Origin of the sequence: Collinsella aerofaciens, assembly GCF_018785245.1 — a bacterium.
Lineage (GTDB): Bacteria > Actinomycetota > Coriobacteriia > Coriobacteriales > Coriobacteriaceae > Collinsella > Collinsella aerofaciens_AD.
In genome coordinates, this window is record NZ_WQPL01000046.1 from 1 (window position 1) to 14045 (window position 14045).

Annotated in this window: 16 protein-coding genes; 2 read left to right on the plus strand and 14 right to left on the minus strand. The window is 59.0% G+C overall.

Annotation, left to right across the window (positions count from 1 at the left end):
• Together GPK39_RS08465 and GPK39_RS08470 are read left to right on the plus strand one after the other, a co-directional pair.
• On the plus strand, window positions 1-223 hold a 223-nt coding region (locus GPK39_RS08465; RefSeq protein ID WP_215675011.1), incomplete at its 5' end, for a hypothetical protein.
• A 25-nt stretch (window positions 224-248) separates the two neighbouring features.
• Window positions 249-779 (plus strand): nitroreductase family protein, encoded by a 531-nt coding sequence (locus tag GPK39_RS08470; protein ID WP_215675013.1) that lies wholly within the window; start codon window positions 249-251, stop codon window positions 777-779.
• 166 nt (window positions 780-945) lie between these two features.
• Here GPK39_RS08470 and GPK39_RS08475 read toward each other — a convergent pair whose 3' ends face one another.
• The 14 genes from GPK39_RS08475 to murC form a co-directional block, all read right to left on the minus strand.
• Entirely contained in the window at window positions 946-1620 is a 675-nt protein-coding gene (locus GPK39_RS08475) for a DivIVA domain-containing protein (protein WP_022094499.1), read from the minus strand.
• Window positions 1621-1681: 61 nt separating this feature from the next.
• Window positions 1682-1969: a YggT family protein gene (locus GPK39_RS08480; protein WP_338404409.1), complete on the minus strand. Its 288-nt coding sequence runs from the start codon at window positions 1967-1969 to the stop codon at window positions 1682-1684.
• Between the two features lie 15 nt (window positions 1970-1984).
• A complete protein-coding gene (locus GPK39_RS08485) occupies window positions 1985-2707 on the minus strand; it encodes a cell division protein SepF (protein WP_215675014.1) in 723 nt (240 codons plus the stop codon).
• Window positions 2708-2767: 60 nt separating this feature from the next.
• Window positions 2768-3505 carry a YggS family pyridoxal phosphate-dependent enzyme gene (locus tag GPK39_RS08490; RefSeq protein WP_215675016.1) on the minus strand — a complete coding sequence of 246 codons (738 nt, stop codon included), beginning with the start codon at window positions 3503-3505 and terminating at the stop codon, window positions 2768-2770.
• Between the two features lie 119 nt (window positions 3506-3624).
• Window positions 3625-4482: a phosphate signaling complex PhoU family protein gene (locus GPK39_RS08495; protein WP_006234247.1), complete on the minus strand. Its 858-nt coding sequence runs from the start codon at window positions 4480-4482 to the stop codon at window positions 3625-3627.
• 92 nt (window positions 4483-4574) lie between these two features.
• Window positions 4575-5378 carry a phosphate ABC transporter ATP-binding protein PstB gene (pstB, locus tag GPK39_RS08500; RefSeq protein WP_006234249.1) on the minus strand — a complete coding sequence of 268 codons (804 nt, stop codon included), beginning with the start codon at window positions 5376-5378 and terminating at the stop codon, window positions 4575-4577.
• A gap of 12 nt (window positions 5379-5390) precedes the next feature.
• Window positions 5391-6296, minus strand: a complete 906-nt coding sequence (pstA, locus tag GPK39_RS08505) for a phosphate ABC transporter permease PstA (RefSeq protein WP_006234250.1) — start codon at window positions 6294-6296, stop codon at window positions 5391-5393.
• 3 nt (window positions 6297-6299) lie between these two features.
• Window positions 6300-7226: a phosphate ABC transporter permease subunit PstC gene (gene pstC, locus GPK39_RS08510; RefSeq protein ID WP_006234251.1), complete on the minus strand. Its 927-nt coding sequence runs from the start codon at window positions 7224-7226 to the stop codon at window positions 6300-6302.
• Window position 7227: 1 nt separating this feature from the next.
• A complete protein-coding gene (locus GPK39_RS08515) occupies window positions 7228-8064 on the minus strand; it encodes a phosphate ABC transporter substrate-binding protein (protein ID WP_195232066.1) in 837 nt (278 codons plus the stop codon).
• Window positions 8061-8861, minus strand: a complete 801-nt coding sequence (locus GPK39_RS08520; RefSeq protein WP_215675018.1) for a purine nucleoside phosphorylase YfiH/LACC1 family protein — start codon at window positions 8859-8861, stop codon at window positions 8061-8063. The genes GPK39_RS08515 and GPK39_RS08520 overlap by 4 nt, the downstream gene beginning before the upstream one ends.
• A 210-nt stretch (window positions 8862-9071) precedes the next feature.
• On the minus strand, window positions 9072-10226 hold the full coding sequence (gene ftsZ, locus GPK39_RS08525; protein ID WP_022094491.1) for a cell division protein FtsZ: 1155 nt from the start codon (window positions 10224-10226) through the stop codon (window positions 9072-9074).
• 199 nt (window positions 10227-10425) lie between these two features.
• Entirely contained in the window at window positions 10426-11421 is a 996-nt protein-coding gene (locus tag GPK39_RS08530; protein WP_252204839.1) for a cell division protein FtsQ/DivIB, read from the minus strand.
• Between the two features lie 217 nt (window positions 11422-11638).
• Window positions 11639-12550 carry a UDP-N-acetylmuramate dehydrogenase gene (gene murB, locus GPK39_RS08535; protein ID WP_195620569.1) on the minus strand — a complete coding sequence of 304 codons (912 nt, stop codon included), beginning with the start codon at window positions 12548-12550 and terminating at the stop codon, window positions 11639-11641.
• 5 nt (window positions 12551-12555) lie between these two features.
• Window positions 12556-13974, minus strand: a complete 1419-nt coding sequence (gene murC, locus GPK39_RS08540) for a UDP-N-acetylmuramate--L-alanine ligase (protein WP_055286074.1) — start codon at window positions 13972-13974, stop codon at window positions 12556-12558.
• Window positions 13975-14045 lie beyond the last annotated feature (71 nt).

The window sequence follows — 14045 nt, forward strand, 5'->3', positions numbered from 1 at the left end:
GCCACGGTTTGCTTTCTCACTCCGGCTGCTTTGCAGAGTCGTTCGAAAGCAAACCGTGGCCGGCCCTTCGCCTTACGTACCACCATTGGGAACTTTAGCTGATACTTTGAAAGCGATGGGGCTTTTGTTGGCAGGGCCTTTGGGCTCGATTGAGAACTTTGGAACCGTCTTAAACGTTTGGCTGAACGGGGCTTTGGGTACCCTTTGTTTTACTTTGGATTGATTCGTTAAATTTGGAGGGCTTGGTTGTGAGTTATTTGGATTTGGCTCGGGGTCGGTATTCTTGTCGTTCTTTTGAGGATCGGGCTGTTGAGCAGGCTGTGGTGGATGCCATTGTTGAGGCTGGGCGGATTGCTCCTTCTGCTTGTAATAATCATCCAACCCGTGTGATGGTGTTGGATACGCCTGAGCTTCTGGAGAAGGCTGCTGCTTGTCAGCCTCGGTTTGCTCGTGATGGATCTATCTTTGGCGCTCCGCTCATCTTCCTTATTTGTAGCGTTACCGAAGACGCTTGGGTGCGCCCGTATGACCAGATGAATTCCAGTGAAATCGATACGTCCATAGTGTGCGATCAGATGATGATGGAGGCCACCGAGCAGGGCCTGGGAACGTGTTGGGTATGCCATTTTAAGCCCGAGGTGGCACAGGAGCAGTTCAACCTGCCCGAGGGCGTCTATCCCTATCACATGCTCGTCTGCGGATATCCTGCCGACCACATCGCCGATTCCGAGCATCGCGAGGCCCGTACCATTCCCCTCTCCGACTTCCTCCTCAAGTAGATTTTGGGACATGCCCTAAAACCTATCCTTGACCGCTCACCGGTTCGCCGAGTTCTGCGCCACTATGTGCAGGGCTCGGTTTTTTATGTTGCGCGCCCCGGTACAGTCATAAAAAAGGACCCGCAAGCTGCGGGTCCTTTCTAGGCACTAAATTGTAGGCCGAATGTTAGTCCAGGTCGTCGGCAGCGAAGTTGTCGATCGGGGCGAAGGGATCGGCCACGGGGACAACCGGGTCAGCGACGGGCAGCGGCTCGGCGGGAACAGTCACCGCAGGAGAAGCGGCAGAACCGACCGGCGTGGAGGCCATGAGGTCGGCCGGGAAGGAGTTCTGGGCATCGTCCATGAAGTGCTGGATGAGCTTGAGATACTCGGCCTTGAACTCCTCACGAGAAGCCTTGAGACGATCGATCTCCTCGAGCTCAGCCTGCTTTTCGGTCAGAGCCTGGCGGATAACCTCGCGGGCCTTGGCGTCAGCCTCGTTGCGAATACGCTCAGCGTTCTCATTGGCATCGTTGACGATGGTCTCAGCGGTCTGCTGGGCAGCGATCAGGGCAGCGGAAATCTGGCGCTCCTGAGCGGAGAAGTCAGGGGCGGGAGCAGCCACGGGGGCGGCAGGAACGGCCTGGGCGGGGGCATCCTGAGCCTGGGCAAGCTGAGCCTGCGCATCGGCAAGCTGCTGCTCGGTAGCAGTCAGACGACCCTTAAGGTCGACGATCTTAGCGAGCATAGCGTCAACCTCAGAGGACAGCGTCTCCAAGAAGACGTCGACCTCAGCAGGATCGTAGCCACGCTTGGCCTCAGAGAAAGTCTGAGCCTGGATGTCTGCAGGGGTAATAGCCATAACAAGTCTCCTTTTTCATCGCCTCGGCGCTACACGCCCGACGTAAGTTACTAAGACAGTTCTACACGAGTATACCTATAAGAAGCTGCAGAACCAGCCTCTGCACCAACTGCAACGCAATAATCGCAACGACCGGCGAAAAATCGATACCGCCCATCGGCGGGATGAAACGACGGAACAGGTTGAGCCACGGACCGCACACGCTAACAAGCACCGCGGCAATATCCTGAAGCAAACCACCCTGCTTCATGGGAATCCACGTCATAAAGCAGTAGACGACAATGAGCGTGGAATAGAAGTTGAACAGCGTATTGACCAGCTGGACGATAGTGTAGATGTTGATGGGAATCTCCTCGTCTTGTCTTTACTTAAGGTAGCCGTCGGCACGAAGCTTCTTGAGATCGGAATCTTTGACCTCGCAACCGGCGGGCAGCACCATGAACACGCGGTCGCCCACCTCCTTGACCGTGGCACCCAGACCGCAGGCAAAGCCGTAAGAGAAGTCCAAGACGCGCTTGGCAACTTCGGTGCGTACGCCCACAAAAATCAGTGCGACAGGCTGCTTGGTGCGAACGCGGCGCACCACGGTCTCCACGTCGTCATAGCTCTCGGGGCGCAGGACATAGGCCGGCAGCTGCGGTGTGGCGTTGATGATATTGCTCGCATAGGCCGTGGCATCGCTCGGTGCAGGCGCAGGCGCAGCGGCGGCACGGGCGCGGGTGTTCTCGGCGTAGCTCGACGGCGTGTCATAGGCACCAGGACGATAACCGCTCGCAACACTGTCCTGCGAGCGCGAAGGCGGGTTATACGTCGTGGCATGGCGGGAGTCATCGCCGACCAGCTGCCCGGAGCGTGTATACACGGCAACCGACTCAGCTTCACCACGGCGCGTCTGACCAAGCAGGCCGTTGCTCGGCTCGTCTTGGGTGTAGAAGCCCTCGCCCGAAGCACCGCTGTAGCCGTTGCCCTGATAGCCATCGTCATAGCCATCATCGTAGCCGTAGTCGTCGTCCCGGCCATAACCCTGGTCGTAACCCTGCTGGCCGCCCAGGTGCATCTTATTTTTAATCTCGTCAAGGAAGCCCATGGTTGTGTCCTCTCGCGGTTTAGTGCAGACGCCCCGATAATCAGTGCGCACTTCAGAGCCTTATTTTACTGCAAACTCCGGGCTAAATACTACCCTGCCCAGGCGAACGAGCGTAGAGCCCTCCTCAAGGGCAGGCTCAAAGTCTTCGCTCATGCCGCAGGAAAGCTCAGGCAGGTTCAAATCGGGATGCGCCGCCTCCAGCTCATCCCTCAGCTCACGAAGCCCCGCAAAGGTGCGGCGTGCCACATCCTTATTCCCCCGGGGCGCCATAGTCATAAGCCCCTGTACGCAAATTCCCTCAAGTTCCGCAAGCTCACCCGCGGCGGCGCGAATCTCATCGGGCGAAAAGCCTCCCTTCGACTCCTCACCACTCACATTGACCTCAATGAGCACACGCTGGGGGCCGGCGAGTTCGCCTGCCTCAATCTTGCGGGCAGCACGGCTCGAGATCGCCTGCGCCAGATGCAGCGAACCCACCGAGTGAATCAGCTCGACTGAGCCCAGCACCGCATTGATCTTATTGGTCTGCAGGTTGCCGATCATATCGAAGCGCACCTCGGGCAGCTCCGGATGCTCCGCCAAACCTGTGAGCTTGCGAACCAGCTCCTGCGGGCGATTCTCGGCAAAATGGCGATACCCCGCCTGGATGGCGGCAACGGTCTCATCGACACCAACGGTCTTGGACACGGCAATGAGGCGCGCGGCGTCGTGGGGACGGCCCGCGCGATCGAGCGCCGCATAAAAACGTTCCAGAATCTGCTCGCGGCGAGCGCGCATCAAGTCCAAATAGTTATCCATTGCCAATCGCCTCCGCTGACAGCCAAACAAGTAGTCCCATGCTAACGCAAGAGCGCGGCCCCGCATGTGCAAGGCCGCGCTCACTTAGGTATTTACAATCTTTCGACGAACGGGGTTACTTACTCCTCGTCGTCCTCGCCATCGTCCTCATCCTCAAGATGATCGAGCAGGTAGCGAAGACCCTCGCTGACCTCGTTAACGGGCACCTTGGCAACGTAGCGTGCATCGACGGCGGGCCTCATGATAACACCCTCGCCCGAAGGCACGCGCATGCTCTCGAGCTCATCCTCATCAGTGCAGGCGATATCACCGGCAGTCATACGCTGTCCGGTCAACAGGAAGGTCAGACGGCAGGCGGCATCGATGGAAATCGAGGCGATGCGATCGAGATAGCGCGATACCATGATGGCGCGGCGCAGGTCGTCATAGTTGCTGTCGTCGTCCATAAAATCGCCCGTGTCCATGCGGTTAAAGGTGCGGAAGAACTTCTCGTAGGCGGCGTGCACTGGCTCGTCCTCGACGGCCAAGTTGCAGATGATGGACATGTCGTTGGTGACGAGCGCAGAAAGCGAAGAGCCCAGCACCTGGTAGACGGCCTCAGCCTCGGCCTCGACCGTGCCGACAAGCTCCTTGGGCAGCGAGATGTCGGCCTTGATCATATGACGCGTGGCACGGCAAATCTGGCGAACCTTATCGGTCATGCGCTGCAGGTTAAAGTCGACGTAGATGATCGTCTGCAGCAAGCGGAAGTCGGAGGCGACCGGTGACTGCGTGGCAATCAGGTTGTAGCAGACGGCCTCCAGGTTGGCGCAGCGTGCGTCAATCGAAAGCGTACGCTTCTTGGTCTTGGTGGCGAGCTTGCGGTCGTCGGTCACATAGGCCTTCACGGCATCGTGGAGGGCCAGATCGACGGCCTCGTAGATGCTCAGCATCTCGTGACGGGCCTCGATGAGCTGACGGGAAAACAGTTTGCGCATGGTTCACTCCAATCAGTTGGGTGCGGTCATGCCGCCCGCACAGTGAATACGCACCGGACCAGATCCGATCGGCTTGGGACTAGTCGCACCGATCAGCCAAAGCGGCCGGTGATATAGTCTTCCGTCCGCGAGTCCACCGGGCTGGTGAAGATCGCGTCGGTTTGACCATACTCGATGAGCGTAGCGGGCTCGCCGGCAACTTCCTGCAAGAAGAACGCGGTGTAGTCACTGATACGAGCTGCCTGCTGCATTGAATGCGTGACGATGATAATCGTCATCTCGGGCGCCAGCTCGGCCATCAGATCCTCGACCTTAGAGACGGAAGTGGGGTCGATGGCGGAGCAGGGCTCGTCCATCAGGAGGACATCGGGTTGCACCGCAAGCACGCGCGCGATGCACAGACGCTGCTGCTGACCGCCCGAGAGCGCCAAACCATCCTTGTTGAGCTGATTGGATACCTCTTTCCAGAGGTTGGCGCGCTTGAGCGATTCTTCCACGATGTCATCGAGGTCGCTTTTGCTAGTCACGCCCTGCAGACGAGGGCCAAAGGCGACATTCTCGTAGATGGATTTGGGAAACGGGTTGGGCTGCTGAAAGATCATGCCCACGCGACGACGGAGATCGACCGGATCGACACCCTCGGCATAGATATCGTTGCCGTCGAGCGTCATGGTGCCCTCGACGCGCGTGCCCTCAATCAGGTCATTCATGCGGTTGATGCAGCGCAAAAACGTCGACTTGCCGCAGCCCGAAGGGCCAATGAAGGAGGTGATGGCGTTTTTGGCGATGTTGAGGTCAAGCCCCGTCAGCGCATGAAAGTCACCGTACCAAAAGTTGAAATCCTTGGCCGTAATGGCCGCTTGCTCCAACGCGGGAGCGGACTGATAAACGGACATGGGACTCCTTAACTAGCGACGCTTGCGCGACAGGAAGCGCGCAAACAGGTTGAAGGCCAAAATGATCACCATCAGCAAGAGCGCGGTGCCGTAGGCTGCGTTCATGTTGATGCCGTCGTTGGCAAGCAGGTACAGGTGAACGGTCATGGGACGACCGGAATCGAGCGGCGAAATAGGTAGATTGATGGCCTGGCCCATGGTGTAGAGCACCACCGCGGTCTCGCCGATGGCACGGCCGATGGCAAGGACGATGCCCGTGGCAATGCGGCCAAAGGCCGAAGGAAGCACGATCTTGGAGACGACCTGCCACTTGGTAGCGCCCAGGCCGTACGCGCCCCAACGGATATAGCGCGGAACGGCGCGAATGGCTTCTTCGGTGGTGCGCATGACGATGGGAAGCATCAAGAGCGCGAGCGCCAGAGCGGCCGAGACCATCGAAAGGCCCAGGCCCATAGCCTCGACAAACAAGGCGTAGCCAAACAGGCCCATAACGATGGAGGGCACCGAGGCCAAAGCGTCAGCAGCGTAGCGAATGAGCTCGACGACCTTGCCCTGCTTGGCGTACTCGGCCAGATAGACGGCTGCCAGCACAGCGATCGGCGTGCAGATAAGCATGGCGAGCGCCGTCACGTAGACGGTCGAGACGATCGTGGGCCAAATTCCGCCCTCGGCGTTGACGCCCTGGGGCCAACCGAAGATAAAGTCGAGCGAGATGTGTGGCAGGCCGTTGATGACCACGTAGGCGATGATAGCGACCAGCACCAGCGTGGTGATGTAGGCAGCGGCACGAAACACGCCAAGCATGATCTTGTTGGACAGGTCCTTGTTGATGCGGCCCTTCTTGCCGTGGGAAAGGGCACGCTTGATGCGCTCGCGCGACGAGGTCGTATCGACCGTCGTGTCAACGGAATCGGACATAGCCTACCCCCTCTTCTTCTTGGAAATCAGACGAACGATACCCACCAGCGTGGCGGAGATGATAAACAGGACCACACCCATGCCGAACAGCGCCGAGCGGTGCAGACCCGAGGAATAGCTCATGTCGAGCGCAATCTGGCTCGTGAGCGTCGAGATGGGGCTCGCAATGCTGTCGGGAATAACCGGGGCGTTACCTACGACCATGAGCACGGCCATGGTCTCGCCGATGGCACGGCCCATACCCAGCACGATGGCATCAACGATACCCAGCTTCGCGGCAGGTAGCACGACCTTATAGATGGTCTGCCACTTTGTGGCGCCCATGGCATACGATGCCTCGCGAATGCCCATGGGAATGGAATTGAGAGCATCGATGGTGAGCGTGGTGATGGTAGGGACGATCATGATGGCGAGCACAAACCACGCCGTCAGCGCACCAAAACCAAGGCCGCCGGTCAGTTGTGCGATAAACGGGCGGATGATGATCATGCCAAAGAAGCCGTAGATGATGGAGGGTATGCCCGCCAGCAGGTCAACGGCGGGGCTGATGAGCTTGCGCACGCGCTTGCTGGCAATCTCGACCAGGTAAACGGCCGTACCCACGCCCAGCGGCACGCCCATGGCGAGCGCACCGACGGTCACCAGACCCGAGCCAGCAAGCAGCGACAAGATGCCGTAGTGGCCCTCGGAAGGCGCCCACGTAAAGCTAAAGAAGTCAGCCAGACCGATGTCAGTAAAGACGGGCAGCGCCGAGTACGTGGTAAAGACAAAAATCAGGATGACGGTAACGACCGCCAAGAACGCGCAGGCAAAGAAGATCCACTGCAGCGCCTTCTCCTTGATATAGGTACTGCGCGATACGAGCGCCAGCTCGCGCTTCTTGGGCGTCTGAACATTCTGCTCAGTCTGGGAGTTTTCCTGTGCTTCCATGCTACTCACTCCCCTTCTCGTCGTTGGTGACGGGAATAAAGCCCGCCTCGCGAATCTGCTTGTCCATCTTTTCGGACGTCACATAGTCGATGTAATCCTGCGCCTGCTGCGAAGGCACACCCTTCACAAAGAAGTAAAGGTCGCGCGAGATGGGATAGCCGCCACTCGCGACCGTCTTCTCGGACGCCTCAACATGATTGACCGAGACGGCCTTGACCGAGGTCTTGGCGTTGAGGCTATCGACGAAGCCCAGCGAAATGTAGCCGATGGCCCCACGCGAACGAGATACCACGTCGCGCACCTGGCCCGTACCCGAAAGAACGGCCGAGCGGCGATCGAACGGCGTGCCATCCATCACGATGGTACGGAAGGCCTCGCGCGTACCGGACGCCTCGTCTCGGTTGATGACCTGAATCCTCAGGTCCTCGCCACCGACCTCTTTCCAATTGGTAATCTTGCCGGCGTAGATATCGCGGAGCTGCTCGGTCGAGAGGTTATCGACGGGGTTGTCGTCGTTCACGATGACCGCAATACCGTCGTGGGCAATGACAATGGGAGTCAGGCCCAGATCCTGTTCGTCGGCATTGAGTCCACGGGAGGAGCTGGCGATATCGGCCGTGCCGGCGCTGACGGCCTCGATCCCAGCGGAAGAACCCAAACCGGAAACGAGCACGTCGATGCCGGTCTCCTCCTTAAAGCCCTCGGCCGCAATCTCGGCGATAGGAAGGCAGGTCGTGGAGCCGGCCACGGTAATGGAAGAGCTAGAAGATCCCGAAGAACAGGCGCACAGCGTAAGCGTAAGCACAGCGGCGCTCAGGACCGATACGATCTTTCTCATAGCATCACGCCGATCGCAGCATGGCGCCCACAGGTGCCGTCCTCGTTACGGTAGGAATAAAAGCGGTCGTTCTGACGCACGGTCGAAAGCTGGGTATCCACGATATTATCCGCGTCGACACCGACATCTACCAGCGCCTCGCGAATGGCAGCGGAAAGATCGAGCATGCGAGAGGTATTCGCATCGATGCAAGAGAACTCGGCGGCAAAGCGATCCATGAGTTCCTGGGATACCTCATATTCGTCACCCAAGATATGGGGGCCGATATAGGCGGAAACGTCGCTCGCATCGCAACCGGCAGCATCGCAAAGCGCCTGGCACGCCTTGGCGGAAATACGTGCAATCGTGCCCTTCCAACCGGAGTGCACCACGGCAAATCCGCCGGGGGCCACCAGCACCACGGGAACGCAGTCGGCAAAGCAGAGCAGCACGGGTACGTTATGCGCCGTACAGACGATGGCATCGCAGCCCTCGGCAATCTGCTCGCGGACGTCCTCAAGGTCATCGGCGCCGTTCGAGGTCACCGCAACGATATGGTCACCATGGACCTGATTGGGAACGAGCAAGTTGTGCTCGCACTCGGCGGCACCCATAGCCTCGAGCACGCGACGACGATTTTCTTGAACAGCAAAGGGGTCATCGCCAACATGCGAGCCCAAATTGAGTGAGGAGTACGCATCTTCGGAAACACCACCGGCGCGCTCGGTGAAGGCAAAGCGAACATCGGATGTCGCGCCTTCCACCAACGTAACTCCATCATGGTCGACACGCGAAACGTTGTCCGCACGTGCTGCCATACTAAAGCCTCCTAATAACACAAGTACCGCGGCATCGCCGCTACAGCCCGCGTTTATACGGCTGTCATACTTCTCTAAAAGGATACCTGCTGCACTGGAGGCAATCGTAAAGGGAACGTAAAGAGATTGGAGGTTCTAGTTTACAAAGTCGAAATAAAAAGGGCGCGTCCATACGGACACGCCCCCGTGAGCAACAATGCAAAGAACGACTTAGAAGCTACCGCGCTTCAGGAAGTCGGGAAGCTCGAACTGATCGTTGCCGAAGTTAGGAAGCTCGGTGCCGCCGACGTTGCGGGTCGGAGCGGCCTGAGCCGGGCTGGTGGCCGGAGCGGTGCGCTGCGGCTCAGCGGAGGCAGCGGCCTTGCTCTGAGACTGCTGAGCAGCAAAGAGCTCGTCCTGACGGTTGACGTTGGAGTCGGAGAAGCCCGTAGCGATGACGGTGATACGCACCTGATCGCCCAGGGACTCGTCGACAACGGTACCGAAGATGATGTTGGCCTCGGGGTCGACGGCGTTGGCGACAACGTCGGCGGCGTCGCTGATCTCCTGGATGCCCAGGTCCTTGGAACCGGCGATGGAGAGCAGCACGCGTGTGGCACCATCGATGGAGCTCTCGAGCAGCGGGCTGGAGATGGCCTGCTGGGCAGCGTCGACGGCACGGGTATCCCCAGAAGAGGTACCGATACCCATCATGGCGGTACCGGCCTGCTTCATGATGGTCTTAACATCGGCGAAGTCCAGGTTGATGATACCGGGGACGGTGATGAGGTCGGTGATGCCCTGGGTGCCCTGGGAAAGGACGCCATCGGCAATCGCGAAGGCCTCGAGCATGGTAGTCTTCTTCTCGGCGATGTCGAGCAGCTTATCGTTGGGGATGACGATCATGGTATCGACGCAATCGGAGAGGGTCTTAATGCCCTCCTCGGCGCTCTTCTTGCGCTTGCGGCCCTCGAAGGTGAAGGGCTTGGTCACGACGGCGACGGTCAGTGCGCCGACCTCGTTCATCGCGATATCGGCAACGATGGGAGCAGCGCCGGTACCGGTGCCACCGCCCTCGCCGCAGGTGATGAACACCATGTCGGCGCCAGCGAGCGCCTCGGCAATGTCGTCGCGGGACTCATCGGCAGCCTTGCGGCCAACCTCGGGGTTGGCGCCGGCGCCCAGGCCGCGGGTAAGGTCGGTGCCGATGTGCACCTTGATATCGGCATCAGAGATCGCGAGTGCCTGAGCATCGGTGTTGATGGCAACAAACTCGACGCCGCGGATGCCCTCTTCGATCATTCGATTGACCGCGTTGGTACCGCCGCCGCCGACGCCGACCACCTTAATGACGGCAAGGTAGTTGTTGATCTCTGTCTCGTGCATGTCGGTCCTCCGAACAAAGGTTATAGCCATAGCATGGGTCGACCCCTGCGCACATTAACCTTCAGGTTGAAAGTAAATGCAAAGGTAAACCGTATTATGGTTGCACATTATGAACGTATCAGTCAAATAATTGACCGTGAAAACCAAACAAACCAGATAAACGGCGTGGTATGGCCACTCAACAAAGCATCAACCAGCGCTATGAGGTCGGAGCATTCCTAAATGTGTAGTTGCCCGGAGAGCGCACATTGATATACGTTACGCCCTCTACCTGCGAAAGCAACTTGGTGACTACGCGTTCCTTCTTGGCGATATCGTCCGAATCGCCCAGCGACACCTCAATGCCGTTATTGAGGTTTGCCGAGATGGCTTCGACCGAAGGCGTGGAAATATCCTTGACTTGTCCCAAGAACTCGCTCGAAAAACCACGCACATAATCCAGGCCGGCCTTAACGGCCTTGGAGCTCACCGCCTGGCCGGAAACTGGAGCGACATCCGCCGAGACATCAGTCAGCAACACCGCGCCATAGTGCTTAGCGAGCGCCAGTGCGGCATCGATGCCGGTCAGGGTATTTGAGCCCTGCCCTGTCGTGATGACGTTGCCCTGGTCGTCCACTTCGACCGACGTCGACAGCGGGGCGATCCAGGTGTCATCATCCCCGATGGCCCAGGCTAGGTCATCGGAGCTGATATAGGCAATTGCGATGACCTTGCGCTCCATAGGCGTAATGATGAGCGTATGCGGGAACTGACGCTGAACATCCACGCCCGAGACCCACGGGTTCTGCTTGAGGTCCTCGGTAATCTGGTCGGGATCGACGTTAAAAAGCGACGTTCCCTCGGGCAAATCGATCAGCTGGATAGCATCGTGCTTCGTCACATGCTCGCTGCCTTGAATCTGAATATCAGTGGCGGTAAACAATCCAGAGTTAATCACCACGATGGCAACGACGACGAGCACGGCCAAGACGGCCAGAACGCCGCCCACGATTTTGCCTTTGCCTGTAACGACAGAAGCGGCGTCTGATGTTTTATTTGCCATCGCCCCAAGTGAAGACAACGGGTTGACGCCTTTTTTACCCGAAGGCTTCTTGGCGGTAGCCGGCACCGATGTCAGCGAGCGCGGTTTCGATGCGCCCAGCGTGCGACCCGGACGCAGCGTTTTAGTTCCCGTCGGTGGCTTAGGAGTTGCCATGGGACGGGCAGGCTTGGCGCCCATAACAGGCTTTGACGTCACCGAGGGACGCGAGGACTTTTTTGCGGCCGGACGATTACCGAGCTGCGAGCCGACGACCGGACGACTGGTCTGTCGAGCATGCCCGACAGACTTAGAGTGCGCGACGGTATTGCGTTGAGGTTTGGCAGGCGCGCCGGAACGCCCTCCGGCGCGGCGGAAGGTGGGTTTCGATGCTCTAGAAGCCGAGGAATTTAACTTCCGGTCTGAGCTCGATGCCATACGCCTCCCTCACCTTTCCGTGCACATGTCTGATAACCGCGGCAACGTCATCGGCCGAGGCAGTTCCGTTATTAACGATAAAATTAGCGTGAACGGGCGAAACTTCCGCGCCGCCAATCGAAAAACCCTTTAATCCACAATCCTCGATAAGCTTGCCCACGCTCGCATCGGGCGGGTTGCGAAAGACCGACCCGCAGGATGCGCGACCCATGGGCTGTGTACGCTTGCGCCTCGTCAGGTACCGCTCCATGCGCTCGCGAATGTCGGCCTTGGGCGCCAGTTTAAGCTTGAGCACGCACTCGAGGATGATCTCATTGCGGGGAAGGCTACATTCGCGGTAGCCCCAAGTGATCTCGGACCCCGCATAATGTTTGATACCGGATGCCGGGTCAAACGTTACGACATCCTCAACCAGCGAGCCAATCCACTCGGTCCGTGTGCCGGCATTCATAGATATCGCACCGCCAACCGAACCAGGGATGCCAACGGCAAACTCAAGGCCCGAGAGGCTACGCGACAGGGCATCGTTGACCAGGCGCGCAAACATCACGCCCGCACCGACCGTCAGCGTACAACCGTCATCGGCAACAACCGTGCGCTGAAACTCACGTCCGAGCGAAATGACGGCGCCGCGATAACCGCCATCGGCAACCAGCAGATTGGAGCCCTTGCCGATGATGACCCACGGCACCTGCTCGCGATCGAGCACCGCCACGGCGCGGCGGAGGGCATGATAGCTATGGCACGTCACAAAGAGGTCGGCCTTGCCGCCGATACGATAGCTCGTATGACGCGCAAGGCGCTCGTCCTCGATCACATCCGTGTCGATCATGCCCGAGAGCGCCATGACGGCGTTAAACAGACCCATTAGACTTAAGCGTCTTTCTTGGCAGTCAGATACTCAATGAACTCGGGACCGACGGTCGTAACGTCACCGGCACCCATAGTGAGCAGCAGGTCGCCCTCGCCCACCATCTGCTCGAGCTCCTGATTGAGCTCAAGACGGCTGGAGCAGTACACGACCTCCTTGCCAGGATGCTTGGCGCGCACGGTATCGGCGAGCATCTTAGAGGTGACACCCGGAATGGGCATCTCGCCAGCCGAGAACACATCAATCAGCAGCAGTTTATCGGCATTGGCAAATGCATCGGCAAAGTCGTCGCACAGGGCCTGCAGGCGCGAATAGCGGTGCGGCTGGAACACGACGTCGACGTGCTTGTAGCCCAGCGACGAAGCAGCAGCAAGCGTCGCCTTGATCTCGGTGGGGTGATGGCCGTAATCATCGACCACGGTGATGCCATCGATATCGCCCACGTGGGTAAAGCGACGGCGGACGCCCTCAAAGCTCGAGAGCGCCTTGGCGGCGGCGTCGATGTCAAGGCCCAGGACATGGGCGACGGTGAGCACCGCCGTGGCGTTGAGCATGTTGTGGCGACCGGGATTGCTCTTGATCTCCACAGCGTGCTCAGTGCCGTCCTCAAAGCGAACGATAAAATCGCTCTGGATGCCCTTGACATCCGGGTGCATGCAGACGATGTCGTTGCTCTCGGCAAAGCCGTAGGAAAGCACGTGACGACCCGTCGACTTGGCGAGCTCGACCAGATGCGGGTCCTCACCGCAGACGATGACGGTGCCGTCCTCGCCCACCAGGCTCATGAATTTGGCGAAAGTTGCCTCGATCTCCTCGATACCCGAGTAGTGATCGAGGTGGTCGGCCTCGACGTTGGTCACGATGACCACGTTGGGGTTCAGGAACAGGAAGGAGCTGTCGGACTCGTCGGCCTCAGCGACAAAGTAGTCGCCCGAGCCGTTCTTGCCGTTCGTGTCATAGCCCTCGACGATGCCACCGATCAAGAAGCTCGGATCCAGACCCATGCGGTCGAGCATGGTGGCGCACATCGAAGACGTGGTGGTCTTGCCATGCGTGCCGGCAACAGCGACGGTGGTGTAGCCGTGGCCCAAAGCAGAGAGCATCTTGGCACGGGGCCACACGGGAATACCAAGCTCGCGAGCGCGCACGAGTTCAGGGTTGGACTCCGGAATAGCGGTGGAGACAACAACCACGTCGGGCTTGACCTCGTCGATCGTGGCGGCCTCATGGCCCACATGCACCTTCACACCAGCGCGGGTAAGCTGGCGGATATAACGTGACGTCTTAAGGTCGGAGCCGGTAACGGCATAACCGCGCTCGTGAAGAACGAGGGCGATGCCGCTCATGCCGGCGCCGCCGATACCGATAAAGTGGGCGCTCTTAAACTCGGGCGCGGAGGTTGCAGTCTGGGAATCAGCCATGTGCTCGTGTACTCCTTGCGTAAACACTGCCTGTAACCCGTTAACTGTACCGCACCTACCGCATCAGCGCG

Coding starts and splice junctions, on each gene's coding strand:
- GPK39_RS08495 (WP_006234247.1), bottom strand. CDS start 4,482: ATGCGCAAACTGTTTTCCCGTCAGCTCATCGAGGCCCGTCACGAGATG.
- murC (WP_055286074.1), bottom strand. CDS start 13,974: ATGGCTGATTCCCAGACTGCAACCTCCGCGCCCGAGTTTAAGAGCGCC.
- GPK39_RS08520 (WP_215675018.1), bottom strand. CDS start 8,861: ATGGCAGCACGTGCGGACAACGTTTCGCGTGTCGACCATGATGGAGTT.
- pstB (WP_006234249.1), bottom strand. CDS start 5,378: ATGTCCGTTTATCAGTCCGCTCCCGCGTTGGAGCAAGCGGCCATTACG.
- GPK39_RS08475 (WP_022094499.1), bottom strand. CDS start 1,620: ATGGCTATTACCCCTGCAGACATCCAGGCTCAGACTTTCTCTGAGGCC.
- pstC (WP_006234251.1), bottom strand. CDS start 7,226: ATGGAAGCACAGGAAAACTCCCAGACTGAGCAGAATGTTCAGACGCCC.
- GPK39_RS08485 (WP_215675014.1), bottom strand. CDS start 2,707: ATGGGCTTCCTTGACGAGATTAAAAATAAGATGCACCTGGGCGGCCAG.
- pstA (WP_006234250.1), bottom strand. CDS start 6,296: ATGTCCGATTCCGTTGACACGACGGTCGATACGACCTCGTCGCGCGAG.
- GPK39_RS08515 (WP_195232066.1), bottom strand. CDS start 8,064: ATGAGAAAGATCGTATCGGTCCTGAGCGCCGCTGTGCTTACGCTTACG.
- GPK39_RS08490 (WP_215675016.1), bottom strand. CDS start 3,505: ATGGATAACTATTTGGACTTGATGCGCGCTCGCCGCGAGCAGATTCTG.
- GPK39_RS08530 (WP_252204839.1), bottom strand. CDS start 11,421: ATGGCAACTCCTAAGCCACCGACGGGAACTAAAACGCTGCGTCCGGGT.
- ftsZ (WP_022094491.1), bottom strand. CDS start 10,226: ATGCACGAGACAGAGATCAACAACTACCTTGCCGTCATTAAGGTGGTC.
- murB (WP_195620569.1), bottom strand. CDS start 12,550: ATGGGTCTGTTTAACGCCGTCATGGCGCTCTCGGGCATGATCGACACG.